Below are 22,749 nucleotides of genomic sequence, written 5' to 3'. Positions count from 1 at the left end.
CGATCCGCCGCACTAAAGGGCAGTGCGCCGGACCTGCATCCATCAACGGGGTGCCCGTCAGAAAGATTACAACGGGGCTGCAGTGATACTGACCGCCAGCGTGTGGCTTTGCCCCGGGGCCAACACCACCACATCATCCAGCACATTCGCCGTCTCGATGCACAGCATGCCTGGCCAGCCATCATCGGCCATGTCGTCAAACGCCTTGGCGCGTTCGGTCCAGGGGTTCCAGATCACCGTCGACTTCGAACCCTCGGCAGTGAGCTGAATGCGGCGCTGCCAGTCTTTGTCGACGATGTTCAGCTGTGACGGCGTGTCGAGGTAAATTCGATCGGTCTCGGCCGTGAAGTGCAGCAGGCCGGATTGTGTCTTCTCGGCCCAATTGTCTGCGGTATCGAGATAGGCATGCCCGTCCAGCCCTTCGACCTGCACGTTGCGCACATCGCTGACGGCGAAGTAGGTGTGCAGCGCCTGGCTGAGGGTTACGGTACCGGTGCCACGGTTGTGGCTGGTCAGGCGGATATGCAGTTGCTCATCCAGCAGCAGGCTCAGTGTCAGGTCAACCGGATGGGGCCAGCCAGGAAACCCGCCTGCCGGCACCGGCAGTACCAGATCCACGCGTAGCGCGTCACCTTCAAGCTCGGTCGCGGCCAATTCCCACAACGCGGTACGCACGAAACCGTGGGCGCCGGCGGGCTGCTCGCTCTGGCGCATCGCCTTGACGCTCTGCGGGTTGCGCTCAAACACACCAAACCATGGCCAGCACACCGGCACACCGGTACGAATGCCTTTGCCTTGCTTGAAGACCGCGTTAGGGTTCGGCCAGATCAGCGGCTGTTCGCCATCGCGTCCGTAACTGAAGATATGCGCGCCCTGCTGGGCCACCATCAGTTCGGCGCCGTTGTGGCGAATACGCCAGCAATCCAGCTCGTCGATTTTCACGGTTTCAACGTGGGGCGTCGGCATAACAAAGCACTCTTGGTGGCAGGCAATGGGGCAATTGACCGTCAAATCCCGGCGAGGTTTAACGTGCGCGCGAAGGAACCGAGCGCGTGCGACCGCTGCCGTCGATGGCGACGAATACAAATACCGCCTCGGTCACCTTGCGCCATTCGCTGGACAGCGGATCGTCGCTCCACACTTCGACCATCATCTGAATCGAGCTGCGGCCGATTTCCAGGGCCTGCGTATAAAAGGACAGCTGCGCGCCCACCGCAACCGGCACCAGGAACGCCATGCGATCAATGGCCACGGTTGCCACACGCCCACCTGCGACCTTGCTGGCCATGGCGGTGCCGGCCAGGTCCATCTGTGCGACCAGCCAGCCGCCAAAGATGTCGCCAAAACCGTTGGTTTCACGCGGGAGCGCGGTGATTTGCAGGGCGAGATCGCCTTGCGGGATAGGATCTTCTTGTTCGAGTTCGATCATGCCGAGGGCCTCTGACCCGTAACGCTTCATGGGTATTTCAAGTGGATAGCCGTCTTCGAAAAAAACGTTTCAGCACCAACATACACCGCGTGATGCGTTTCTCGTAAGGCGTACTAAAGGGAAACTCTGCCAAATCGGCTGGATGGCACCCAACGGCGTTTTGGCACAGCAGCCCCTCAAGACTGCGGTTCTGGCGCTTGCAGGGGCCGAGTATATCGAGACCCTGGCGCCACGACGACCTCTGGGCGTTCATTTGGTCGGCATTTAGCGGCTGTATCGCGGCTTTTTCCGGCAACTGTGCCTCTAGGCGCAATTAATGGGGAATATTTAGCGCCTTTGAACTGTTGTTCGCTCAACGCTGTGCTTTTTCTAGCGATTTGCTATCTTGCCAAGCCTGCCGCAAGTCCCGGGCTTGCCGTCCCGACTACTATAAGAGAAGCCTTACCATGTCCTCCGTGCCCGCAAGCAGTGCGCAACCGTCGCGCCCGCTGACCCGCAACGACTACAAAACCCTGTCGCTGTCTGCCTTGGGCGGGGCGCTGGAGTTTTATGATTTCATCATTTTCGTGTTTTTCGCCACCGTGGTCGGGAAACTCTTCTTCCCTGTGGACATGCCTGAATGGCTGCGCATGATGCAGACCTTCGGCATCTTCGCCGCCGGCTACCTGGCGCGCCCCCTGGGCGGCATTATCATGGCGCACTTCGGCGACCTGCTGGGCCGCAAGAAAATGTTCACCCTGAGCATCTTCATGATGGCCGTGCCGACCCTGATCATGGGCCTGCTGCCGACCTACGCGCAGATCGGCCTGTGGGCACCGGTGCTGTTGCTGCTGATGCGCATCATCCAGGGCGCGGCAATCGGTGGCGAAGTACCGGGCGCCTGGGTGTTCGTCTCCGAACACGTACCGCCGCGCCACATCGGCTACGCCTGCGGCACCCTGACCAGCGGCCTCACTGCCGGTATCTTGCTGGGTTCGCTGGTGGCCACCGCGATCAATACGCTTTATAGCCCGGAGCAGGTCTCGGATTTCGCCTGGCGCATTCCGTTCCTGCTTGGCGGCGTGTTCGGCCTGCTGTCGGTGTACCTGCGCCGCTGGCTGCATGAAACACCGATCTTTGCCGAAATGCAGCAGCGCAAGACCCTGGCCGCCGAACTGCCATTGCGCGCGGTCCTGCGTGATCACCGTGGCGCCATCGTGTTGTCGATGCTGCTGACCTGGCTGCTGTCGGCTGGCGTGGTGGTGGTCATCCTGATGACCCCGACCGTGCTGCAAACCGTCTACCACTTCAGCCCGACCGTTGCGCTGCAGGCCAACAGTCTGGCCATTGTTACCCTGAGCCTGGGTTGCATCGCCTCGGGCGCCTTGGCTGACCGCTTCGGCGCCGGCCGCGTGCTGGTCACCGGTTGTGCACTGCTGCTGGCGACGTCCTGGACGCTGTATCACAGCCTTATGGCCCACCCGGATTGGTTGTTCCCGCTGTACGCCCTGACTGGCCTGTTCGTAGGCACCATCGGCGTCGTTCCCTACGTGATGGTCAAAGCCTTCCCGCCTGTTGTGCGTTTCAGTGGCTTGTCGTTTTCCTACAACGTGGCCTACGCCGTGTTCGGCGGGCTGACGCCGCTGGCGGTGTCGCTGCTGATGAAGGAAAGTCCGATGGGTCCGGCTTACTACGTTGCCGCCCTGTGCTTGATGGGGATGGTGGTGGGTGGGTATCTGTGGAAGCGTTCGCGCTAAGCCTGTTCAGGCTCTCGCCACCGCGAGAGCCTGGTTTCGCATTCGGCGCCTGGCCACCGTGCGCCGTGCCAGAGCATATTTTCCAAGGCCTGAGCGGCGACTGATGGCGTGATTGTGTGGTGTTCCACCATCAGGTCCAGTAGCCATAGTGCACCACGCACTTGAATACCCTCTTTCTGCGCCTGGCGACGCAGTTGTCCATCACCTGTCAGCAACGGCCTGCCTGTAGTGTGAGCCAGTAAATAGCAGGACACATCGGCCATTGAGCTATTGCGGTGCTCGATTTTCAATGTGAGTAAATTTTGTACACCTCTTTCGTCAAACGCCTCTACCAAAAGTCCCTGCGCGAGCAACTCTTCATGCAGAAAATCTTCGAGCTCATACAGAACAAAGTCAGTACAGCAAAGGGTGAGGGGTAGTTTGAACATCTGTTCCAGCAGTCCGGCATTTCTGAAGTCGATCCAGATATTCGTATCGCTGATATAGATCAGGCTCATGCACTCTCCAGTGCCTTCAAGGGCCTTCGCAGTAGTTCCGCAGCTCGAGACCTAGTGATCAAGTCTTCCGCCAGCGCCCAGAACACCAGAGACTCAAAACGTTGAGGCGGTTTGCAGGGAAGTGGCTCGGGTTCGGTCTTGCGCCACCCATTGGCACTGAATTGAATGGTGAGCAGCTTGTAGCCGGTATCGCCCACCAGGCCGAGATCTTTCAGGCGGCGCAACGCAGCATGCATTGAAAGTCCGTACTGACGTTTGGCAATCAACAGCTCCTGAGTATGGATCCTCGAGCGAGGACGGCTACCAAAATCACGGGTAACGGCTTCAGCTGGATAAAGAAATGCACCCGCGAAACGATGACAACAATTCTCTTTTTCGCGCTCCGACATCTCTTCGGGCAGCCGCATGACCCAATGTCCCAGCTCATGGGCCGCGGTAAAACGAATGCGCTCACCTGAGCGCTGGCCGTTCAAGGCAATCAGTACGTGCTCGCCGTCACGGGTGGCTACGCAGGCGCCATCAAAATCATCCGGGCCCTCGAGCATTACTACCTTGATGCCATGTTCTTCCAGTTGTTCGGTCAGGTTAGCGATCGGATCGCCGCCAATGCCCCAATACTTTCGCAGTTCGTCAGCTGCGATCTCGGCGTCTTCTATAGAAGAGACCGGCAGTAAATACGCTGGGGTTTTGGCAGTCTGAATATCCCGCGGCTCGAAGCATTCTTCCAGGGCAATATAGCGTTCCAGATGCTCCCGGACCTGCTCCTCGACCTGCACCTGGCGGTATTGAGGCATCTTGGCCAGTTTGCGGAACTCCAGCGGGGCCAGAGGCAAGGCTTCAGGGCGGAAAAAATATTCTGGACTCACTTCCAGTACTTTGGCCAATTGCAAAAGCCGCTGTGAGTTGGGAGTACTTAATCCCTTTTCATATTTACTCAGGCCTTGTTTGGTGATGTCGCCCAACTGGAGTGCTAACGCTTCAAGTGACATGCCCTTAAGCAGCCTTGCGCGACGAATTCGGTCATTGATCATAAAAGTCTCCTTAGGTTGACAAGGCTATTCCCGGCTGTGTATTTGTCAACCTTTGGCGGAGTTTTGAATGCGCTGGCAGGTTAGAGGGCACGCGTCCGAGCAGCAACCCTAAAGGGCTGTCGGAAAAGTCCGAGCGGGATCTTGACCAACAATTCTGAGTGTTCCCGGTTTAAGCCAGAGTCGTGTCCAATAGTGGCCTTTCATCTAACTGTCACATTCCAGACATAGAGTGTTCACACGGCCTCCCGATACTTGGCCCCGATCCAACTATCCCTATCTGCTAGGAGCAAGGCATGAAACTGAAACGTTTGATGGCGGCAATGACTTTTGTCGCTGCTGGCGTTGCGACCGCCAACGCGGTGGCCGCTGGTGTTGATCCGGCAATCCCGGCGTACGTGAAGACCACTGGTGTATCGGGCAACTTGTCCAGCGTCGGTTCCGATACCCTGGCTAACCTGATGACCCTGTGGGCCGAGGGTTACAAAAAGGAATACCCGAACGTCAACATCCAGATTCAAGCTGCCGGTTCTGCTACTGCGCCACCTGCGCTGACTGAAGGCACCTCCAACCTGGGCCCGATGAGCCGCAAGATGAAGGACACCGAACTGGCGGCCTTCGAGCAGAAGTACGGCTACAAGCCAACCGCTATTCCGGTTGCCGTGGATGCCCTGGCCGTGTTCGTGCACAAGGACAACCCGATCCAGCACCTGACCATGGAGCAAGTCGACGCGATCTTCTCCTCGACTCGCCTGTGCGGAGGCAAAGCCGACGTGAAAACCTGGGGTGACCTGGGTGTGACCGGCGACCTGGCCAACAAGCCGGTTCAGCTGTTCGGTCGTAACTCGGTATCCGGCACCTACGGCTACTTCAAAGAAGAAGCCCTGTGCAAAGGCGACTACAAGCCAAACGTGAACGAACAACCGGGCTCGGCTTCGGTCGTGCAGTCGATCAGCTCCTCGCTGAACGGCATCGGTTACTCGGGCATCGGCTACAAGACCGCCAGCGTGAAAACCGTGGCCCTGGCCAAGAAAGGCAGCACTGACTTCATCGAAGACAGTGAAGAAAACGCCCTGAACGGCAAATACCCGCTGTCGCGTTTCCTCTACGTGTACGTCAACAAAGCCCCGAACAAGCCTCTGGCCCCGCTGGAAGCCGAGTTCGTGAAGCTGGTTCTGTCCAAACAGGGCCAGGAAGTTGTGGTGAAAGACGGCTACATCCCACTGCCAGCCAAAGTCGCCGCCAAGGCCCTGGCTGACCTGGGTCTGAAAGAAGGCAACTGATTGCCTCTGCGGGGCCGGAGTACCGGCCCCGCATCCGAATTTTCTAGTCCGCTGCCAGCCTTGCTTCGCGGCGGATTTGTTGCGTCACTGCACTGTCATCTTTCTGTCATACAGGATCGCTAGGGTGTGCGCATGAATGATCTGGCCAATTCCACCATGACGACGACTTCTCCCCCCAAGCGCATTGATTTCAATACGCCTGAGCTGCAACGCAAGCGCCGCATTCGCGCGCTCAAGGATCGCCTGACCCGTTGGTATGTGCTGGTCGGCGGCCTCGCCGTCCTCGGCGCCATCACCCTGATTTTCTTCTTTCTTGCCTATGTCGTCGCGCCGCTGTTCCAAGGTGCCTCATTGACCAAGGAAGACGCCCTGACCCCGGCCTGGATCCAGGACGCGGGCAAGCCGCTGATGATCTCCCTCGAAGAACAGAACCAAGTCGCCATGCGGGTTTCCGACAAGGGCCAGGCACTGTTCTTTAATGTGGAAACCGGCGCCGAACTCAAGCGTGTCGACCTGCCACTGCCTGCCGGCACCAGCGTTGCCTCTATCGGTGAAGACCAGCCCGGTAGCCCGTTGGTGATCCTCGGTCTGTCCAATGGCCAGTCCATGGTGTTCCGCCACACCTATAAGGTGTCCTACCCGGACGGCAAGAAAACCATTACGCCTGCGATCGAATACCCCTACGGTGAAACGCCGATCGTGCTGGATGACGCCGGTCGCCCGCTGGAGCATGTCGCCCTTAACGCCACCGATTCCACCTTGGTGGTTGCAGGTTCCGCCGGTTCGCACTTGAACGTGCTGTCCCTGAGCCGCGAAGAAAACATGATGACTGGCGAAGTCACCAGCGAGCAGAAGCGCATCGAGCTGCCGCAGATGACCGAGCCGGTGAAGGCGATCTTCATCGACCCACGCCAGCAATGGTTGTACGTGATCAACGGCCGCGCCCTGGCCGATGTGTTCAGCCTGCGCGACAAGAGCCTCAACGGGCGCTACAAATTGCTCGAAGACGGCACGGCCGAAATCACCGCCAGCACGCAGCTGGTGGGCGGTATTTCGCTGATCGTCGGTAACTCCAAAGGCGGCCTGGCCCAGTGGTTCATGGCCCGCGACCCGGATGGCGAGCAGCGCTTCAAGCAGATCCGCACCTTCCAGATGGGAACCACGCCTATCGTAGAAATTTCTGCCGAAGAACGTCGCAAAGGCTTCACCGCCCTCGATGCTTCCGGCAAGTTCGGCGTGTTCCACAGCACCGCGCACCGCACCCTGTTGGTCGACCCTGTAGTCGATGGCCAAGGCGTGTACGGCATGTCGCCACGGGCCAACCGCGTGATCGTGGAAGCCGGCGGCAAGCTGCAGCCGTTGATGCTCGACAACCCGCACCCGGAAGTGTCCTGGAGCGCACTGTGGAGCAAGGTTTGGTACGAGAACTACGACGAGCCTAAATACGTCTGGCAATCGACCGCCGCCAACACCGATTTCGAACCCAAGATGAGCCTGGCCCCGCTGACCTTCGGCACCCTGAAGGCTGCGTTCTACGCCATGCTGCTGGCTGCACCTCTGGCCGTTGCCGCCGCGATCTACACCGCGTACTTCATGGCCCCGAGCCTGCGCCGCAAGGTCAAGCCGGTGATCGAACTGATGGAAGCCATGCCGACGGTGATCCTCGGCTTCTTCGCCGGCCTGTTCCTGGCGCCGTATGTGGAAGGGCATCTACCGGGCATCTTCAGCCTGTTGATGCTGTTGCCGATTGGCATCCTGGTCGCCGGTTTCATCTTCAGCCGCTTGCCTGAATCGATCCGCCTGCGCGTTCCCGATGGCTGGGAAAGCGCGATCCTGATCCCGGTGATCCTGTTCGTGGGCTGGCTCTCGCTGTACATGAGCCCGTACCTGGAAACCTGGTTCTTCGGCGGCGACATGCGCATGTGGATCTCCCACGACCTGGGCATCACCTACGACCAGCGCAACGCTCTGGTAGTCGGGTTGGCCATGGGCTTCGCGGTGATTCCGAACATCTATTCCATCGCCGAAGACGCCGTGTTCAGCGTGCCACGCGGCCTGACCCTGGGCTCGCTGGCCTTGGGCGCCACACCGTGGCAGACCATGACACGCGTGGTCATCCTGACCGCCAGCCCGGGTATCTTCTCGGCGCTGATGATCGGCATGGGCCGTGCTGTCGGCGAGACCATGATCGTGTTGATGGCCACCGGTAACACCCCGGTGATGGAGATGAACCTGTTCGAGGGCTTGCGCACCTTGGCGGCCAACGTGGCGGTGGAAATGCCTGAGTCGGAAGTGGGCGGCAGTCACTACCGCGTGCTGTTCCTCTCGGCACTGGTGCTGCTGCTGTTCACCTTCATCATGAACACCCTCGCGGAGCTGATCCGTCAGCGTCTGCGCAAGAAATACTCGTCGCTTTAAGAAAGGTAGAAGTCTGTGAAACAGAACTCCCTGAATGGATGGTTCAAGAGCGGCGCCCCCGGCGTCTGGATCAGCGGTGGCGCGGTGTCCATCGCGGTCATCATGACCATTGGTTTGCTGGCTGTGATCGCCGTGCGTGGCCTCGGCCACTTCTGGCCGGCCGACCTGATCCAGGCCAACTACAACGTGCCGGGCCAGGCGAACCATATCGTCATCGGCGAAGTGGTGCAGAAGGAAGAAGTGCCTCGCGAGCGCCTGAAAAGCGCGGGCCTGCCGGTGCCGGACCAAGGCCCGGAGTTCATGACCCGCGAGCTGATCAAGGTCGGCAACCGTGACCTGAACGGCAACGACTTCACCTGGATCGTCGGCGAGTGGCTCAAGGACCAGACCACGCCGGCGAACCTGATGACCATCGAGCGCCGTGAGTGGGGTAACTTCTACGGCACCCTGGTCAACGTCAAGCAAGACGGCAAGGTCATCGCCGAAGGCGAGGCCGCATGGCCGGAGCTGCAGGCCCGTGTGGATCGCGTCAACAAGCTGGCCGCCCAGCTCAAGACCCTGGAAAAATCCGATATCGGCGCGATCAACGCCGGTCTAGAACGCATTCGCCTGCACGGCCGCAAGCTGGAACTGGAAGGCAAGCTCGACGCCGCCGCCCAGGCCGACATGGATGCCGACCGCGCCGAGCTGAATGCCCGCTACCAGGACATCGAAGCCCGCCTGGCCGACCTGCATGCCCAGTTCAATCGCGACGCGCTGACCGCCCGCGACGGTAACGGCAAGGAAGTGGAAATCGGCATCGGCAAAGTGGTGCACGCCTACCAGCCAAACGCCATGGGCACGATCACCAAGATCGGCTTCTACTTCAGCAAGGTCTGGGAATTCCTCAGCGATGATCCACGGGAAGCCAACACCGAAGGCGGGATTTTCCCGGCCATCTTCGGCACCGTGATGATGACCCTGATCATGGCGATGATCGTCACCCCGTTCGGCGTGCTGGCGGCGGTGTACCTGCGTGAATACGCCAAGCAGAACACCCTGACCCGCGTTATCCGTATCGCCGTGAACAACCTGGCCGGTGTACCGGCCATCGTCTACGGCGTGTTCGGCCTGGGCTTCTTCGTGTATGTATTGGGTGGCTCGGTTGACCGCCTGTTCTTCGCCGAAGCCCTGCCGGCGCCGACCTTCGGTACGCCGGGCCTGTTGTGGGCCTCGCTGACCCTGGCGCTGCTGGCGGTGCCGGTGGTGATCGTGGCCACCGAAGAGGGCCTGGCGCGGATTCCTCGCACCGTACGCGAAGGTTCCCTGGCACTGGGCGCGACCAAGGCGGAAACGCTGTGGAAGATCGTGCTGCCGATGGCCAGCCCGGCGATGATGACCGGCATGATCCTCGCCGTGGCCCGCGCCGCCGGTGAAGTGGCGCCGCTGATGCTGGTGGGTGTGGTGAAACTGGCGCCGTCGCTGCCGCTGGACGGCAACTACCCGTACCTGCACCTGGACCAGAAGATCATGCACCTGGGCTTCCATATCTATGACGTCGGCTTCCAGAGCCCCAACGTCGAAGCCGCACGGCCGCTGGTGTACGCCACCGCGTTGCTGCTGGTGCTGGTGATCGCCACGCTCAACTTGTCGGCGGTGTGGATCCGTAACCACCTGCGCGAAAAATACAAAGCGTTGGATAGCTGATCTGAATATTGCTTGCCGCAGGCCCGATGCCTGCGGTTCAACACAACGAATTGGTAGCACAGGGAGCATCCCATGCAACAAGACACCCACACCCACGGCATCAACATGTCTGCCCTGGGTCGCGACAAGCAGAGCCTGAGCCTGGCCCAGGAAACCGTGGCCATCGAAGTGCCAGGCCTGAGCCTGTACTACGGTGAAAAACAGGCGCTGTTCGACGTCAGCATGAACATTCCCAAGCAGCGCGTGACCGCCTTCATCGGCCCATCGGGCTGCGGCAAGTCCACGCTGCTGCGCACCTTCAACCGCATGAACGACCTGGTGGACGGCTGCCGCGTAGACGGTGCCATCAACCTCTACGGCACCAATATCTACCGCAAGGGCGAAGACGTGGCCGAGCTGCGTCGCCGCGTGGGCATGGTGTTCCAGAAGCCCAACCCGTTCCCCAAGACCATCTACGAAAACGTGGTCTACGGCCTGCGCATCCAGGGCATCAACAAGAAGCGCATCCTCGACGAAGCCGTCGAGTGGGCCTTGAAAGGCGCGGCGCTGTGGGACGAAGTCAAAGACCGTCTGCACGACTCGGCCCTCGGCCTGTCCGGCGGTCAGCAACAGCGTCTGGTCATTGCCCGCACCATTGCGGTTGAGCCGGAAGTGCTGCTGCTCGACGAACCTTGCTCGGCACTCGACCCGATCTCCACGCTGAAAGTCGAAGAGCTGATCTACGAGCTGAAATCCAAGTTCACCATCGTCATCGTGACCCACAACATGCAACAGGCGGCGCGGGTTTCCGACTACACCGCGTTCATGTACATGGGCAAACTGGTGGAGTTCGGCGATACCGATACCCTGTTCACCAATCCGGCGAAGAAGCAGACCGAAGACTACATCACCGGTCGCTACGGCTAGGATGCCGGGATTTTCCTCGCACTGACGCTGCGGTTCTCCGCACCTTACCGGACGCTCCAAGGACGCCAACATGATTAGCAAAGAAGGCCTTACCCATCACATCTCCGCGCAGTTCAACGCCGAGCTTGAGGAAGTGCGCAGCCACCTCCTGGCGATGGGCGGGCTGGTGGAGAAGCAAGTCAACGACGCCGTCACCGCGCTGATCGAGGCCGACTCGGGCCTGGCCCAGCAAGTGCGTGAGATCGACGACCAGATCAACCAGATGGAACGCAACATCGACGAAGAATGCCTGCGCATTCTTGCCCGTCGCCAGCCGGCGGCGTCCGACCTGCGTTTGATCATCAGCATCTCCAAGTCGGTGATCGACCTGGAGCGCATCGGCGACGAAGCCACCAAGATCGCCCGCCGCGCCATCCAGCTGTGCGAAGAAGGCGAAGCACCGCGCGGTTACGTGGAAGTGCGTCACATCGGCGACCAGGTGCGCAACATGGTGCGCGATGCCCTCGACGCCTTTGCTCGCTTCGATGCTGAGCTGGCACTGTCGGTGGCCCAGTACGACAAGATCATCGACCGCGAATACAAGACCGCGCTGCGTGAACTCGCGACCTACATGATGGAAGACCCCCGCTCTATCTCGCGGGTCTTGAGCATTATCTGGGTGCTGCGTTCCCTGGAGCGTATCGGCGACCACGCGCGCAATATCTCGGAATTGGTGATTTACCTGGTACGCGGCACCGACGTACGGCACATGGGCCTCAAGCGCATGAAGGCTGAAGTTGAAGGTTCGGCCGATCTTATCCCTAATGTTCCGGGCCAAACTGACGATAAGTAAGGTTGCCCGAGAAATTAACGCCCGGCCTTTGGTCGGGCGTTTTTGTTTGTGGCCACTGAATTTTTTGCACGTTGAGCGAGATAAATTCCCAACGTGACTACCGAGTTTTGGCAAAATGCCATCAGTCAGGCGTCTTGCGTGCCGAAGTTTTAATTAGGATGAAGGGTCGATGAGTAAAGTCAGTGTATTGGTGGTGGATGACGCCTCGTTTATCCGCGACCTGGTGAAGAAGTGCCTGCGCAACTACTTCCCCGGGATCAAGCTTGAAGACGCGGTGAACGGCAAAAAGGCCCAGGCCATCCTGATGCGCGAGAGCTTCGACCTGGTGCTGTGCGACTGGGAAATGCCGGAGATGTCCGGCCTTGAATTGTTGACCTGGTGCCGTGAGCAGCCTCACCTCAAGGCCATGCCGTTCGTGATGGTGACCAGCCGTGGCGACAAGGAAAACGTGGTCCAGGCCATCCAGGCCGGAGTTTCGGGTTACGTCAGCAAGCCGTTCACCAACGAGCAGTTGTTGAACAAGGTCAAGCAGGCCCTGCACAAAATCGGCCGCCTCGACGCGCTGGTCGCCAGTGCACCGACCAAAATGAACTCGGCGTTCGGCAACGATTCCCTCAGCGCGCTGACCGGCGGCAAGCCGGAAGCCGCACGCGCAGCTCCGATTGCTGCTGCGGCGCCTGCGCCCAATAAAGGCTTGCTCAACAGCCCACCGGTACAGGCACCTTCAGCAGCGCCGGCCGGCGGTCGTGGCCAGGGCCAGCTGCGCCTGTCCAGCGGCAACCAGCAATGCGTGATCAAGGCGCTGAGCATCAAGGAAGCGCTGCTGGTGGTACGTCGTGGCGAAGTCCTGCCTCAGGTACTGGAAAGCGCCGTGCTCGACCTGGAGCAGGGCGACAACGCCGAAGTGGCCCGTCTCAACGGCTACCTGCACGCCATCGTCGCCTTTGAGCCCAAGCCTGACAGCGATTGGCTGCAGCTGACCTTCCGGTTTATTGACCAGGACGCGCAGAAGCTCGACTACATCTCCCGCCTGATTGCACGCGGCACGGCGCAGAAGCACTTTGTGCCGGGTGCGTAATCTCCTGAATACCGGGAATCGACCGACTGTCTGATTCCCGCTCCCTGTCTTGATTTATATCTGTTTCGATATAGGCTCTCGGTAACGTCTCAGTGTTATCGAGTCTTCGCTATGCCTTGAAACAAACCTCTAAGCCCCTTGGCCGAATCGTCGATTACGCTTTTCCTTTCCAGAAAAGGAGAAGCCAATGCCAAGGCACAAGGATGTGGTGTTTCTAGGAAGTTCGCTCAAGGACCTCAAAGCGTTTCCTCTCGACGCCCGTAGGGCGGCAGGCTTTCAGTTGGATCTCTTGCAACAGGGTGAGCAGCCGTTTGATTGCAAGCCGATGAAAACCATCGGGAGAGGTGTCAGTGAGATTCGGATTGCTGAGGAGTCAGGAGCTTTTCGAGTGTTTTATGTGGTCAACCGGCCAGAGGCCATTTATGTGCTGCACGCGCTGCGCAAGACCACACAAAAAACCGAAGGGCGTGATATCGAGCTGGCGCGCGCCAGATTGCAGGAGTTAGGGTGACCCATGACTAATCAAAAAGTTTACGGCGAACGTTTCAACTGTGTTTGGGACGCTCTGGAGGATACGCCCCAGCAAGCCGCCAATATGCGGCTGCGGTCAAAATTGCTCTTGGAGCTGTGCCAGACCATTCGCAGCTGGGAGCTTTCTCAAAAAGAGGCGGCACATAGGTTGGGCATCAGTCAGCCCCGACTTAACGACGTCCTTACCGGCAAGATCGACAAGCTCTCTCTGGATGCCTTGGTCAATCTGTCGGCCGCTGCCCAAATGAACGTGGATATTTGTTTCAACGGGCTGCCAGCCTGAAGTTGTCATCAAACCCCGCTAACCTGCCGCTCAGTCATCCCGGCAGGTTCACGCCATGCTCATGCGCTTTTTACTGTGCTGTGGGCTGGCCACGGTCGCCGTGTCGACCCAGGCCATGACCCTCTACAAATCCACCGATGCCAACGGCGTGGTGTTTTTCAGTGACCGGCATACCCCGGGCGCCCAGGCGTTTGTGATTCAGGATCGCAAGGTCGAACGCGTGAAGCCGCCGATGCTGGTCGTGCCCAAACCGAGCGATCAACAGCAGGCCTACCGCTACCCTTTGCCCTGGCGTGGCGGCCCATTCCGCCTGAGCCAAGGCCCCAACGGCAGCTTCAGCCATACCGACGCCAAGAGCCGCTACGCCATGGACATCGCCATGCCCGAAGGCACGCCGATCATTGCGGCGCGCAGCGGAATGGTGGTGAAGACCGAGAATGAGCAGGTCGGGCGTGGCAATGATGCGTCGGGGAATTTTGTGCGAGTGCGTCATGACGACGGCAGTGAGGCGGTGTACCTGCACCTCAAGCAAGGTTCGGTCAGCGTTCGGGCAGGTCAACGTGTGGCGGTGGGAAGCCCGCTGGCCCTGTCGGGCAATACCGGCAACAGCAGCGGGCCGCACTTGCATTTCGTGGTGCAGCGCGCCACTGAGGCGGGGCTGGTGTCGATCCCGTATGAGTTCAACCAGCCCGTGGGTGCATTGCCCAACTTTGCGTTGGGCAATTGAGGGTCAATCGAGCAGCAGCACCTTGGCCAATACGATTTTCGGCCCTTTCATCTTCTTGATGATGATGCGCAAGCCTTCCACCTCCAGCACTTCTTCCTCTTCCGGCACGCGCTTGAGGGTGTCGTAGATCAGGCCGGCCAGGGTTTCGGCTTCGATGTGATCCAGGTCCACGCCCAGCAGGCGCTCGACCTTGAACAACGGCGTGTCGCCACGCACCAGCAGCTTGCCCGGCTGATAGGCCAGGATTCCGCGTTCGGCCTTGCGGTGTTCGTCCTGGATATCGCCCACCAGCACTTCCAGCACGTCTTCCATGGTCAGGTAGCCGATGATCTTGCCGTCGGCTTCTTCCACCAGGGCGAAGTGCGCGCCGCCTTTGCGGAACTGCTCCAGCAGTTGCGACAGCGGCATGTGCCGCGACACACGCTCCAGCGGGCGGGTCAACTCGGCCAGGTTGAACGACTCGGGGATGTGGTCCAGGGCCGCCAGTTCCAGCAGCAGATCCTTGATGTGCAGCAGACCCACGAATTCGTTGCGCACCGCGTCATACACCGGGTAGCGGCTGAATTTGTGGCGGCGGAACAGCGCGAGGATTTCCTTGAGCGGGGCATTGAAGTCCAGGGTCACCAGGTCTTCCCGGGAGTTGGCCCAGTCCACCACTTCCAGTTCGCCCATTTCCACGGCGGAGGCCAGCACGCGCATGCCTTGGTCGCTCGGGTCCTGGCCACGGCTGGAGTGCAGGATCAGCTTGAGTTCTTCACGGCTGTAATGGTGTTCGTGGTGCGGGCCAGGCTCGCCTTGGCCGGCGATACGCAGGATGGCGTTGGCGCTGGCGTTGAGCAGGTAGATCGCCGGGTACATGGCCCAGTAGAACAGGTACAGCGGCACCGCCGTCCAGAGCGACAGCAACTCGGGTTTGCGAATCGCCCAGGACTTGGGCGCCAGCTCACCGACCACAATGTGCAGGTAGGAAATCACGAAGAAGGCGGCAAAGAACGACACGCCCTTGATCACTTCCGGCGACTCGACGCCCACGGCGCCCAGCAACGGTTCGAGGATGTGCGCGAAGGCCGGCTCACCGACCCAACCCAGGCCCAGTGAGGCGAGGGTGATACCCAGCTGGCAGGCCGACAGGTAGGCGTCGAGCTGGCTGTGCACGGTACGCAGGATCTGCCCGCGCCAGCCGTTCTTGTGGGCGATGGCCTCGACCCGAGTGGCGCGCAATTTGACCATGGCAAATTCCGCCGCAACGAAGAAACCGTTGAGCAGTACCAGGATCAGTGCAAAAAGAATCATGCCGAAGTCGGCGAAGAGTGTAGCGAGGGTGATACCAGGGGAAGGGTCCATGATGGGGTTTTGCAGGTTCCGTGTGTTCAATAAGGGGTGGCAGGTGGGCCTGAAAGGCAGGCGCAAGTCGGCCAATGTAGCGGCTGACGGGGCGCTTGCCTAGTGCCCACTGCCGGGCGGGCCGTCAGGTGTCCTGATCAATTGCCTTTGATCGGGTCATCTGTGCTGGCGGGAAATGGCAGGTAAACGTACTGCCATGGCCCAGCACGCTGCTGATCTCCAGGCGCGCGCGATGGCGCAGCAACACGTGCTTGACGATCGCCAGGCCAAGCCCGGTGCCGCCGGTGTTGGAGTTGCGGCTGGAGTCGACACGGTAGAAACGCTCGGTCAGGCGCGGCAGGTGCTTGGCGTCGATGCCGATGCCGGAGTCCTGCACGCTCAGGTGCGCGCCCTGTTCGTCGGCCCACCAGCGGATGCGGATATTGCCTTTGTCCTGGGTGTACTTCACGGCGTTGAACACCAGGTTGGAAAACGCGCTGCGCAATTCGCCTTCGCTGCCTTTGAGCTGCACGGCCGGGTCGGCTTCCAGGGTGATCTGTTGCCCGCGTTGGCCGGACAGGGCCTGGGCGTCGTTCTTGATGGTCTGCAGCAGGCTTTGCACGGCGACGGGATGGTTGTCCGAGGGGTAATCGGTCGCCTCCAACTTGGCCAGCAACAGCAGGTCGTTGAGCAGTGTCTGCATACGTGAACCTTGCTGCTGCATCTGTTGCAGGGCACGGCTCCAGCGCGGATTGATCTCGTCGACGTTGTCCAGCAGCGTCTCCAGATAGCCGCAGATTACCGTCAGCGGTGTGCGCAACTCGTGTGAGACGTTGGCGACGAAGTCTTTGCGCATCTGTTCCAGCTGGTGGATGCGGGTGACGTCGCGCACCAGCATCAGGTGTTCATTGTTGCCGTAGCGCGTCAGGTACAGCTGGATACGCACGCGGTCATTGGTGGGCGAGGGGATTTCCAGGGCTTCTTCGTAGTTCTCCTGTTCGAAGTACTCCTTGAAGCGCGGATGGCGCACCAGGTTGGTCACCGGCTGGCCACTGTCCTGGGGTGTCTTGAGGCCCAGCAGGGTCTCGGCGGCGCGGTTCCACCATTCCAGGTTGCCGTCGCTGTCGAGCATGATCACCGCATCTTTCAACGCGGCGGTGGATTCCTGCACCCGGTCGATCACTGCTTGCAGGCGCCCGCGTACCCGTTGGTCGCGGCGTTGCAGGTGGTAGATGCTGTCGAACACTTCGCCCCACAGGCCGTAGCCATCGGGCGGTGCTTCGTCGGGTTTGTGCTGGCGCAGCCATTCGTGCAGGCGCAGCAGTTGCTTGAGGGTCCAACCCAGGTACAAGGCAATGCCGGCTGCCAGGCTCCAGCCGTAGTAACCGCTGATCAAACCCACCAACAGGCAGCCGGTGATCAGCAAAAGCATGTGGCGGATCAGGGTGCCATGCCAGTTTTGGTTCACTTGAACATGCGTCCTTGTCAGCTGTTAAGTCAGGCTCAGCCCTTGGTGGAAAATCGATAACCGGTGCCGCGCACGGTTTGTACCAGATTCTCGTAGGCATCGCCCAAGGCTTTGCGCAGGCGACGGATATGCACGTCCACGGTGCGCTCTTCCACATACACGTTGCCGCCCCACACCTGGTCCAGCAGTTGGCCGCGGGTGTAGGCGCGCTCCTGATGGGTCATGAAAAATTGCAGCAGGCGATATTCGGTCGGGCCCATCTCGGCCGGCTTGCCGTCGATGGTCACGCGGTGGCTGATCGGGTCCAGCAGCAGGCCGCCGACTTCGATGGGCGCTTCGCCATCGGTCGGGCCGGCACGGCGCAGCACGGCTTTCAGACGCGCTACCAACTCGCGTGGGGAAAACGGCTTGGTGATGTAATCATCTGCGCCAACTTCCAGGCCCTGGATCTTGTTGTCCTCTTCGCCTTTGGCGGTGAGCATGATGATCGGGATATCCCCGGTCAGCTCGTCACGCTTGAGACGGCGGGCCAGCTCGATGCCGGAGGTGCCGGGCAGCATCCAGTCCAGCAGGATCAGGTCCGGCTTGCGGTCGACGATAATGGCATGGGCCTGCTGGGAGTTCTCGGCCTCCAGGCAGTCGTAGCCGGCCATTTCCAACGCAACGGCGATCATCTCGCGGATGGGCGCTTCGTCGTCAACAATCAGAATGCTCCTGCCAACCATGCTCAAAAATCCTCTTGTCATTTAACTGTCTTGCGCCGCATTAGATAACGGAATTATTGCAGTCGTGTGACAGTAATTTAGTCGCTCAGGCAATTCCCGCCTCTCTGGACTACGCTTTGGGTCCGAATCCTGACAACCACAAAAGGAAGGTTCCGATGACTTACAGCACGATTTCCTGGAAAGCCCTGCTGGTAACGGCGGCGTTGACGCTGCCGACCCTGGCGTTCGCGGCGGAACCCGCGATGACGAAAGACGGGATGCTGGTCGATCACAAGGGCATGACGCTATACACCTTTGCCAAGGACGCCGATGGCAAGTCCATGTGCAACGAAAAGTGCGCCACCAACTGGCCTCCGCTGATGGCTGAGTCCACCGATAAGCCCATGGGGAAATGGACCGTCATCACCCGTGACGATCAGAAAAGCCAATGGGCTTACAGCGGGAAGCCGCTCTATACCTTCATCATGGACAAGAAGGCGGGCGACATGACCGGTGAGGGCAAAATGGACGGGGCCTGGGAAGTCGCCAAACCTTGATGCATACCCCTAACGGTGAGGGGCCAGGCCCCTCATCGAAATGCGTAATCCGCCACAATCCCGACAAATATCGCCAACCCCGCCCAGTGGTTGTGCAAAAACGCCTTGAAGCACTTCATCCGATCCTTGTCCCGCGTGTACCAGAACTCCCAGACAAAACAGCCTGCCGCCGCCAGCAACCCCAGGTGGAACCATCCACCCAGCTCAAACCGTGCCCCGGCCAACAACAGGCAGCCCAGTGATAGCCCCTGCAAGGTCAGAATGATCACGCGATCAGCTTCACCAAACAGGATGGCCGTAGATTTCACACCGATTTTCAAATCGTCATCGCGATCGGTCATCGCGTAATAGGTGTCGTAGCCCACCGTCCACAGCAGGTTGGCGATATACAGCAGCCACGCGGTGGCGGGCAGGCTGCCGGTCTCGGCAGTGAACGCCATCGGCATGCCCCAGGAAAACGCCGCCCCCAGCACCACCTGCGGGTAGTAGGTGTAGCGCTTCATGAACGGGTAGCTCGCCGCCAGGGCCAGGCCGCCGAGGGACAGCAGGATGGTGGTGGCGTTGGTCAGCAGCACCAGCAGGAAACTGATGCCCATCAGCACCGCGAAAAACACCAGTGCCTCTTTCGAACTGATCTTGCCGCTCACCAGCGGGCGCTGCTCGGTGCGCTTCACATGGCCGTCGACCTTGCGGTCGGCCCAGTCATTGATCACGCAGCCACCGGCGCGGGTCAGCACCACACCCAGCACGAAAATCACGATATTGAGCAGGGACGGCGAGCCCTTGCCGGCGATCCACAGCGCCCACAGCGTCGGCCACAGCAGCAGGTAGATGCCGATGGGCTTGTCCATGCGGGTCAGTTGGATGAAGTCCCAGGCCCTCGGGTTCAAGTGGTTCAGGGATTTGAGCAGACGCTGGTACATCAGCAGTTCTCCGGATGGGCGTGCAACGCGTGCCAGAAGCTGGGCAGAAAGACCTCTGCGACCAGCACGCTCAGCGGCCCGCGATCAAAACGTGAACGGCGCGCCCATAGTCCGTCGACCTGATCCGCCGCAGGCAGCCATTCTATTGGGTAATGGCACACCTCGATGGCCTGGCGCGTGAATGCCTGGTCGCAGAACAGCAATTCGCCCAGTGAGCGGCTGCCCAACTCATCCATATGCAAGCCGTCGCCCTGCAAGGCGCTGCGTGCCGCCACGCTGCGCGCGAACACCCAAGGCTGGCCGTGCCCGCGCAAATACACCTCGCGTACCCAGCCGATACTGGCCGGTGGCAATGCCAGGGCGGCGCATTCATCGTCTCGCAACGGTTGCCAGCCCTCGAACAGCGGCGTCACGCTGAAACCGTCGTTGGACAGCCACGTCAGCCGCCGTGTCAGTGAGTCTTCGTTGAACAGCCAATTGAGCGTCAAGGGCGCGGGCGCGGGGTGCAGAAGGCTCTGGATCAGCCATTGGCAAGCATCGGGAGGGTCGATTGAGTGCGGCACGGTGAGTCAGTATTGGCAGCAAAAGAGGCGGCGAGCTTACCATGACGCCTCTGGTTTTTGCCGGACCGAACCGGCTGTTTGCGTCGATCGTGCTTGCATCTGCCGGCCCCGATCAGTACAAAACGCCCTGAGCCGCACGGCAACGCGGGTCTATCGACCGTCGGCCAAGATGCCTGACCCTGAGGAAGCAAGTGATGAAGAAGTGGCAATGTGTAGTCTGTGGCCTGATCTATGACGAGAAAGACGGCTGGCCGGATGACGGAATTCTGCCTGGCACCCGTTGGGAAGACGTCCCGGAAGACTGGCTGTGCCCGGACTGCGGCGTGGGCAAAATGGATTTCGAAATGATCGAAATCGGCTGATTTTTGGTTTTCAGATAAGTACTACAAGGAGAAAGGAATGAACGCACCTGTCGTGATCATCGGCACAGGATTGGCCGGTTACAACGTGGCCCGGGAGTTTCGCAAGCTCGACAGCGAGACCCCATTGCTGCTGATCACCGCCGATGACGGGCGTTCCTACTCCAAGCCCATGCTCTCCACCGGTTTTGGCAAGAACAAGGAAGCCGATGGCCTGAGCATGGCTGAACCTGGCGCCATGGCCGAGCAACTCAAGGCCGAAGTGCGCACCCACACTCGCGTCAGCGGCATCGACCCGGGCCACAAGCGCTTGTGGATCGGTGAAGAAGCGGTGGCTTACCGCGACCTGATCCTGGCCTGGGGCGCCGAAACCGTGCGTGTACCGGTGGAAGGTGATGCGGCTGAGCTGATTTTCCCCATCAACGACCTCGAAGATTACGCACGCTTCCGTACCGCCGCTGCCGGCAAGCGCCGTGTGCTGTTGCTCGGCGCGGGCTTGATCGGCTGTGAATTCGCCAACGACCTGATCCTGGGCGGTTATGAAATCGACCTGGTGGCACCGTGCGAGCAAGTCATGCCGACCCTGCTGCACCCGGCCGCGGCCGCAGCGGTACAGGCCGGGCTGCAAAGCCTCGGCGCGCGCTTCCATCTTGGGCCAGTACTCAATCGCCTGCAGCGCACCGCTGACGGCCTGGAAGCTCACCTGTCGGACGGTGAAGTCATCGCCTGCGACCTTGTGGTCTCGGCCATCGGCCTGCGCCCACGCGTAGACCTGGCCGCCGCCGCCGGCCTGCAGACCAATCGCGGGATCACGGTGGACCGTCACCTCAAGACCTCCCACGCCAACATCTATGCCCTGGGCGATTGCGCCGAGGTCGACGGCCTGAACCTGCTGTACGTGATGCCGCTGATGAGCTGCGCCCGCGCGCTGGCCCAGACCCTGGCCGGCAACGCCACAGCGGTCAGCTACGGCCCGATGCCGGTGACCGTCAAGACGCCGGTCTGCCCGCTGGTGGTCTCGCCACCGCCACGGGGCACCGAAGGCGTGTGGAGCGTTGAGGGCGAGGGTGCCGACATCAAGGCCTTGTGCCGCGACGCCAGCGGCCGCCTGCTGGGCTACGCCCTGACCGGCAGCGCCGTGATGGAAAAACTCGCCCTCAATAAAGAACTTCCGCCGTTGCTGGCGTAAATACCGGTCGTTCTGTCGGAATAACCGCGTTTTTCACCCTAGAAAGGTCGCCGCAAGACTGGCGGAGCGTGCGAGGGCATGCCATCCTCACTCCCGTCTGCCGCAGAGTAGAGCCTGCGGCGCTTTGGGCGCTGCTCCAGAAGAGAGCAGCACGGACATAACAACAAAAAACCGTCAAAGAGGCTTCACTTATGCGTAAACCAGAACTCGCAGCCGCCATCGCTGAAAAAGCGGATCTCACCAAAGAACAGGCCAACCGCGTCCTCAACGCCGTTCTCGAAGAAATCACCGGCGCCCTGCACCGCAAGGACAGCGTCACCCTGGTTGGCTTCGGCACCTTCCTGCAACGCCATCGCGGCGCCCGCACCGGCAAAAACCCACAGACCGGTGAGCCGGTGAAAATCAAGGCCAGCAACACTGTTGCGTTCAAACCGGGCAAATCGCTGAAAGACACTGTTAACGCGTAAGAGCGTTACCGTCTCGAAGGGGGCGGGGTGGTAGGGAAAAATGGGCACGCCGACGGGGTTGGGTGCCCATTTTTTGTGGGGGCCTTGCTGGTTAATCACACACCAGCGAGTGATCCGGGAGATGACTCAGTTTGAACTTCTTTAATTCTTGTGCAACGGAGTTCTGAAGATGCTCCGGGTCCATCAGCATTTTGACTTCACGCTCCCAGCCCGCTGCTCCGCCTACACGTTGAGTCACACCTTCAGGCCACCCTTGAAGAATGGATTTGTAATGCTCGATGCGCTCGTGGGCTATTGCATGCTTCTTGCACCAGGCCAATAGCACGATGTTGTCGGTCATGGCCTGTACTGGAAAGTTGTCTCCACCGGCTACAGTAGTTTGATAAATGGAGTCCAGTGTGGCGCATGACAGTGTATCGAGGAATGCAGTAGGGCATTGCGATCGAAAACGGTCAACAAGTTCTCCGAACTTAGTTGAGTGGCGCAACGGGCTTATCGAATCTTCAATACCCTTGCTGTTTAATAGAGATATCGGCGCAACCAGCGAGACCACCGGGAAGGACGCCATCAATGAGTGGGTGTGGAATACCGGGACATAGTGCTCCTCACCATAAACAGGCTTAAGGTAAATGCCGGTCAACAGGGGGCCGTTACGCTTTAATAAGTGAAGGGGTTTATATAACTCATAACTCCCCATCACTTCTTTCCAGTCTTGGGTAATTGCCTTTTTTTCAGTGGCCGTCATTTTTTTCATAAGGTGTC

24 protein-coding genes are annotated in these 22,749 nt (G+C 60.0%); 14 read left to right on the top strand and 10 right to left on the bottom strand.

Going from position 1 to position 22,749, the window contains the following annotated elements:
• Nucleotides 1-66: 66 nt before the first annotated feature.
• Both ACP7BX_RS08875 and ACP7BX_RS08870 read right to left on the bottom strand, forming a co-directional pair.
• Entirely contained in the window at nt 67-966 is a 900-nt protein-coding gene (locus ACP7BX_RS08875; RefSeq protein ID WP_426127041.1) for a D-hexose-6-phosphate mutarotase, read from the bottom strand.
• Nucleotides 967-1,024: 58 nt separating this feature from the next.
• Nucleotides 1,025-1,429 (bottom strand): acyl-CoA thioesterase, encoded by a 405-nt coding sequence (locus ACP7BX_RS08870; protein WP_003176975.1) that lies wholly within the window; start codon nt 1,427-1,429, stop codon nt 1,025-1,027.
• A 446-nt stretch (nt 1,430-1,875) separates the two neighbouring features.
• Here ACP7BX_RS08870 and ACP7BX_RS08865 point away from each other — a divergent pair, with 446 nt between their 5' ends.
• On the top strand, nt 1,876-3,165 hold the full coding sequence (locus ACP7BX_RS08865) for an MFS transporter (protein ID WP_010207587.1): 1,290 nt from the start codon (nt 1,876-1,878) through the stop codon (nt 3,163-3,165).
• Here the strand turns inward: ACP7BX_RS08865 and ACP7BX_RS08860 are convergent.
• Both ACP7BX_RS08860 and ACP7BX_RS08855 read right to left on the bottom strand, forming a co-directional pair.
• Complete coding sequence (locus tag ACP7BX_RS08860) at nt 3,162-3,662, bottom strand: type II toxin-antitoxin system VapC family toxin (RefSeq protein ID WP_426127043.1); 501 nt, start codon at nt 3,660-3,662, stop codon at nt 3,162-3,164. The two genes, ACP7BX_RS08865 and ACP7BX_RS08860, sit on opposite strands and share 4 nt — an antisense overlap.
• Complete coding sequence (locus tag ACP7BX_RS08855; RefSeq protein WP_426127045.1) at nt 3,659-4,693, bottom strand: helix-turn-helix domain-containing protein; 1,035 nt, start codon at nt 4,691-4,693, stop codon at nt 3,659-3,661. Before ACP7BX_RS08855 ends, ACP7BX_RS08860 begins: the two co-directional genes overlap by 4 nt.
• A 293-nt stretch (nt 4,694-4,986) precedes the next feature.
• Between ACP7BX_RS08855 and ACP7BX_RS08850 the strand changes: the two genes are divergently transcribed.
• The 9 genes from ACP7BX_RS08850 (at nt 4,987) to ACP7BX_RS08810 (ending at nt 14,434) form a co-directional block, all read left to right on the top strand.
• On the top strand, nt 4,987-5,973 hold the full coding sequence (locus ACP7BX_RS08850; protein WP_016978637.1) for a phosphate ABC transporter substrate-binding protein PstS: 987 nt from the start codon (nt 4,987-4,989) through the stop codon (nt 5,971-5,973).
• Nucleotides 5,974-6,357: 384 nt separating this feature from the next.
• Entirely contained in the window at nt 6,358-8,391 is a 2,034-nt protein-coding gene (locus ACP7BX_RS08845; RefSeq protein ID WP_177052780.1) for an ABC transporter permease subunit, read from the top strand.
• Nucleotides 8,392-8,406: 15 nt separating this feature from the next.
• Nucleotides 8,407-10,077 (top strand): phosphate ABC transporter permease PstA, encoded by a 1,671-nt coding sequence (pstA, locus tag ACP7BX_RS08840; RefSeq protein ID WP_033897271.1) that lies wholly within the window; start codon nt 8,407-8,409, stop codon nt 10,075-10,077.
• Nucleotides 10,078-10,149: 72 nt separating this feature from the next.
• Nucleotides 10,150-10,983, top strand: a complete 834-nt coding sequence (gene pstB, locus ACP7BX_RS08835; RefSeq protein ID WP_025856391.1) for a phosphate ABC transporter ATP-binding protein PstB — start codon at nt 10,150-10,152, stop codon at nt 10,981-10,983.
• 70 nt (nt 10,984-11,053) lie between these two features.
• Complete coding sequence (phoU, locus tag ACP7BX_RS08830; RefSeq protein WP_016978634.1) at nt 11,054-11,815, top strand: phosphate signaling complex protein PhoU; 762 nt, start codon at nt 11,054-11,056, stop codon at nt 11,813-11,815.
• Nucleotides 11,816-11,984: 169 nt separating this feature from the next.
• Nucleotides 11,985-12,893, top strand: a complete 909-nt coding sequence (locus tag ACP7BX_RS08825) for a response regulator (RefSeq protein ID WP_426127047.1) — start codon at nt 11,985-11,987, stop codon at nt 12,891-12,893.
• A gap of 187 nt (nt 12,894-13,080) precedes the next feature.
• Nucleotides 13,081-13,404: a type II toxin-antitoxin system RelE/ParE family toxin gene (locus ACP7BX_RS08820; RefSeq protein ID WP_314527009.1), complete on the top strand. Its 324-nt coding sequence runs from the start codon at nt 13,081-13,083 to the stop codon at nt 13,402-13,404.
• A gap of 3 nt (nt 13,405-13,407) precedes the next feature.
• Nucleotides 13,408-13,707: a helix-turn-helix domain-containing protein gene (locus tag ACP7BX_RS08815; RefSeq protein ID WP_314527008.1), complete on the top strand. Its 300-nt coding sequence runs from the start codon at nt 13,408-13,410 to the stop codon at nt 13,705-13,707.
• Between the two features lie 55 nt (nt 13,708-13,762).
• Nucleotides 13,763-14,434 (top strand): peptidoglycan DD-metalloendopeptidase family protein, encoded by a 672-nt coding sequence (locus ACP7BX_RS08810; protein ID WP_426127050.1) that lies wholly within the window; start codon nt 13,763-13,765, stop codon nt 14,432-14,434.
• Nucleotides 14,435-14,437: 3 nt separating this feature from the next.
• Here ACP7BX_RS08810 and ACP7BX_RS08805 read toward each other — a convergent pair whose 3' ends face one another.
• The 3 genes from ACP7BX_RS08805 to phoB form a co-directional block, all read right to left on the bottom strand.
• Nucleotides 14,438-15,778, bottom strand: coding sequence for a hemolysin family protein (locus ACP7BX_RS08805; RefSeq protein WP_010207573.1), 1,341 nt, complete (start codon nt 15,776-15,778; stop codon nt 14,438-14,440).
• A gap of 124 nt (nt 15,779-15,902) precedes the next feature.
• A complete protein-coding gene (phoR, locus tag ACP7BX_RS08800) occupies nt 15,903-17,189 on the bottom strand; it encodes a phosphate regulon sensor histidine kinase PhoR (RefSeq protein WP_426127357.1) in 1,287 nt (428 codons plus the stop codon).
• A 71-nt stretch (nt 17,190-17,260) separates the two neighbouring features.
• Nucleotides 17,261-17,950, bottom strand: coding sequence for a phosphate regulon transcriptional regulator PhoB (gene phoB / locus ACP7BX_RS08795; protein WP_003176964.1), 690 nt, complete (start codon nt 17,948-17,950; stop codon nt 17,261-17,263).
• 155 nt (nt 17,951-18,105) lie between these two features.
• Between phoB and ACP7BX_RS08790 the strand changes: the two genes are divergently transcribed.
• Nucleotides 18,106-18,486, top strand: a complete 381-nt coding sequence (locus ACP7BX_RS08790) for a COG4315 family predicted lipoprotein (RefSeq protein ID WP_426127051.1) — start codon at nt 18,106-18,108, stop codon at nt 18,484-18,486.
• Between the two features lie 32 nt (nt 18,487-18,518).
• On the opposite strand, the gene ubiA is transcribed toward ACP7BX_RS08790, so the two are convergent.
• Together ubiA and ACP7BX_RS08780 are read right to left on the bottom strand one after the other, a co-directional pair.
• A complete protein-coding gene (ubiA, locus tag ACP7BX_RS08785) occupies nt 18,519-19,409 on the bottom strand; it encodes a 4-hydroxybenzoate octaprenyltransferase (RefSeq protein WP_426127052.1) in 891 nt (296 codons plus the stop codon).
• On the bottom strand, nt 19,409-19,972 hold the full coding sequence (locus tag ACP7BX_RS08780; RefSeq protein ID WP_033897276.1) for a chorismate--pyruvate lyase family protein: 564 nt from the start codon (nt 19,970-19,972) through the stop codon (nt 19,409-19,411). Before ACP7BX_RS08780 ends, ubiA begins: the two co-directional genes overlap by 1 nt.
• Nucleotides 19,973-20,166: 194 nt before the next feature.
• On the opposite strand from ACP7BX_RS08780, the gene ACP7BX_RS08775 reads away from it, so the two are divergent.
• From ACP7BX_RS08775 to ACP7BX_RS08765, 3 genes are all read left to right on the top strand, one after another.
• Nucleotides 20,167-20,334: a rubredoxin gene (locus ACP7BX_RS08775; protein ID WP_015886569.1), complete on the top strand. Its 168-nt coding sequence runs from the start codon at nt 20,167-20,169 to the stop codon at nt 20,332-20,334.
• A gap of 37 nt (nt 20,335-20,371) precedes the next feature.
• Entirely contained in the window at nt 20,372-21,520 is a 1,149-nt protein-coding gene (locus ACP7BX_RS08770) for an NAD(P)/FAD-dependent oxidoreductase (RefSeq protein WP_426127054.1), read from the top strand.
• A 191-nt stretch (nt 21,521-21,711) separates the two neighbouring features.
• Nucleotides 21,712-21,987 (top strand): HU family DNA-binding protein, encoded by a 276-nt coding sequence (locus ACP7BX_RS08765; protein ID WP_003176958.1) that lies wholly within the window; start codon nt 21,712-21,714, stop codon nt 21,985-21,987.
• 91 nt (nt 21,988-22,078) lie between these two features.
• Here the strand turns inward: ACP7BX_RS08765 and ACP7BX_RS08760 are convergent, their stop codons facing one another.
• Nucleotides 22,079-22,741, bottom strand: a complete 663-nt coding sequence (locus tag ACP7BX_RS08760) for a hypothetical protein (protein WP_314526989.1) — start codon at nt 22,739-22,741, stop codon at nt 22,079-22,081.
• Between the last annotated feature and the right edge of the window lie 8 nt (nt 22,742-22,749).

It is taken from the genome of Pseudomonas sp. DWP3-1-3b3, assembly GCF_049896305.1.
Lineage (GTDB): Bacteria > Pseudomonadota > Gammaproteobacteria > Pseudomonadales > Pseudomonadaceae > Aquipseudomonas > Aquipseudomonas azotoformans_A.
The sequence above is the reverse complement of the archived record's forward strand: the minus strand, read 5'-3'. Positions and strand labels throughout refer to the sequence as shown.

Excerpts from the sequence above, each read along its gene's own strand:
- ACP7BX_RS08875 (WP_426127041.1), bottom strand. The coding sequence starts at position 966 with ATGCCGACGCCCCACGTTGAAACCGTGAAAATCGACGAGCTGGATTGC.
- ACP7BX_RS08870 (WP_003176975.1), bottom strand. The coding sequence starts at position 1,429 with ATGATCGAACTCGAACAAGAAGATCCTATCCCGCAAGGCGATCTCGCC.
- ACP7BX_RS08865 (WP_010207587.1), top strand. The coding sequence starts at position 1,876 with ATGTCCTCCGTGCCCGCAAGCAGTGCGCAACCGTCGCGCCCGCTGACC.
- ACP7BX_RS08860 (WP_426127043.1), bottom strand. The coding sequence starts at position 3,662 with ATGAGCCTGATCTATATCAGCGATACGAATATCTGGATCGACTTCAGA.
- ACP7BX_RS08855 (WP_426127045.1), bottom strand. The coding sequence starts at position 4,693 with ATGATCAATGACCGAATTCGTCGCGCAAGGCTGCTTAAGGGCATGTCA.
- ACP7BX_RS08850 (WP_016978637.1), top strand. The coding sequence starts at position 4,987 with ATGAAACTGAAACGTTTGATGGCGGCAATGACTTTTGTCGCTGCTGGC.
- pstB (WP_025856391.1), top strand. The coding sequence starts at position 10,150 with ATGCAACAAGACACCCACACCCACGGCATCAACATGTCTGCCCTGGGT.
- phoU (WP_016978634.1), top strand. The coding sequence starts at position 11,054 with ATGATTAGCAAAGAAGGCCTTACCCATCACATCTCCGCGCAGTTCAAC.
- ACP7BX_RS08825 (WP_426127047.1), top strand. The coding sequence starts at position 11,985 with ATGAGTAAAGTCAGTGTATTGGTGGTGGATGACGCCTCGTTTATCCGC.
- ACP7BX_RS08820 (WP_314527009.1), top strand. The coding sequence starts at position 13,081 with ATGCCAAGGCACAAGGATGTGGTGTTTCTAGGAAGTTCGCTCAAGGAC.
- ACP7BX_RS08815 (WP_314527008.1), top strand. The coding sequence starts at position 13,408 with ATGACTAATCAAAAAGTTTACGGCGAACGTTTCAACTGTGTTTGGGAC.
- ACP7BX_RS08810 (WP_426127050.1), top strand. The coding sequence starts at position 13,763 with ATGCTCATGCGCTTTTTACTGTGCTGTGGGCTGGCCACGGTCGCCGTG.
- ACP7BX_RS08805 (WP_010207573.1), bottom strand. The coding sequence starts at position 15,778 with ATGGACCCTTCCCCTGGTATCACCCTCGCTACACTCTTCGCCGACTTC.
- phoR (WP_426127357.1), bottom strand. The coding sequence starts at position 17,189 with ATGCTTTTGCTGATCACCGGCTGCCTGTTGGTGGGTTTGATCAGCGGT.
- phoB (WP_003176964.1), bottom strand. The coding sequence starts at position 17,950 with ATGGTTGGCAGGAGCATTCTGATTGTTGACGACGAAGCGCCCATCCGC.
- ACP7BX_RS08790 (WP_426127051.1), top strand. The coding sequence starts at position 18,106 with ATGACTTACAGCACGATTTCCTGGAAAGCCCTGCTGGTAACGGCGGCG.
- ubiA (WP_426127052.1), bottom strand. The coding sequence starts at position 19,409 with ATGTACCAGCGTCTGCTCAAATCCCTGAACCACTTGAACCCGAGGGCC.
- ACP7BX_RS08775 (WP_015886569.1), top strand. The coding sequence starts at position 20,167 with ATGAAGAAGTGGCAATGTGTAGTCTGTGGCCTGATCTATGACGAGAAA.
- ACP7BX_RS08770 (WP_426127054.1), top strand. The coding sequence starts at position 20,372 with ATGAACGCACCTGTCGTGATCATCGGCACAGGATTGGCCGGTTACAAC.
- ACP7BX_RS08765 (WP_003176958.1), top strand. The coding sequence starts at position 21,712 with ATGCGTAAACCAGAACTCGCAGCCGCCATCGCTGAAAAAGCGGATCTC.
- ACP7BX_RS08760 (WP_314526989.1), bottom strand. The coding sequence starts at position 22,741 with ATGAAAAAAATGACGGCCACTGAAAAAAAGGCAATTACCCAAGACTGG.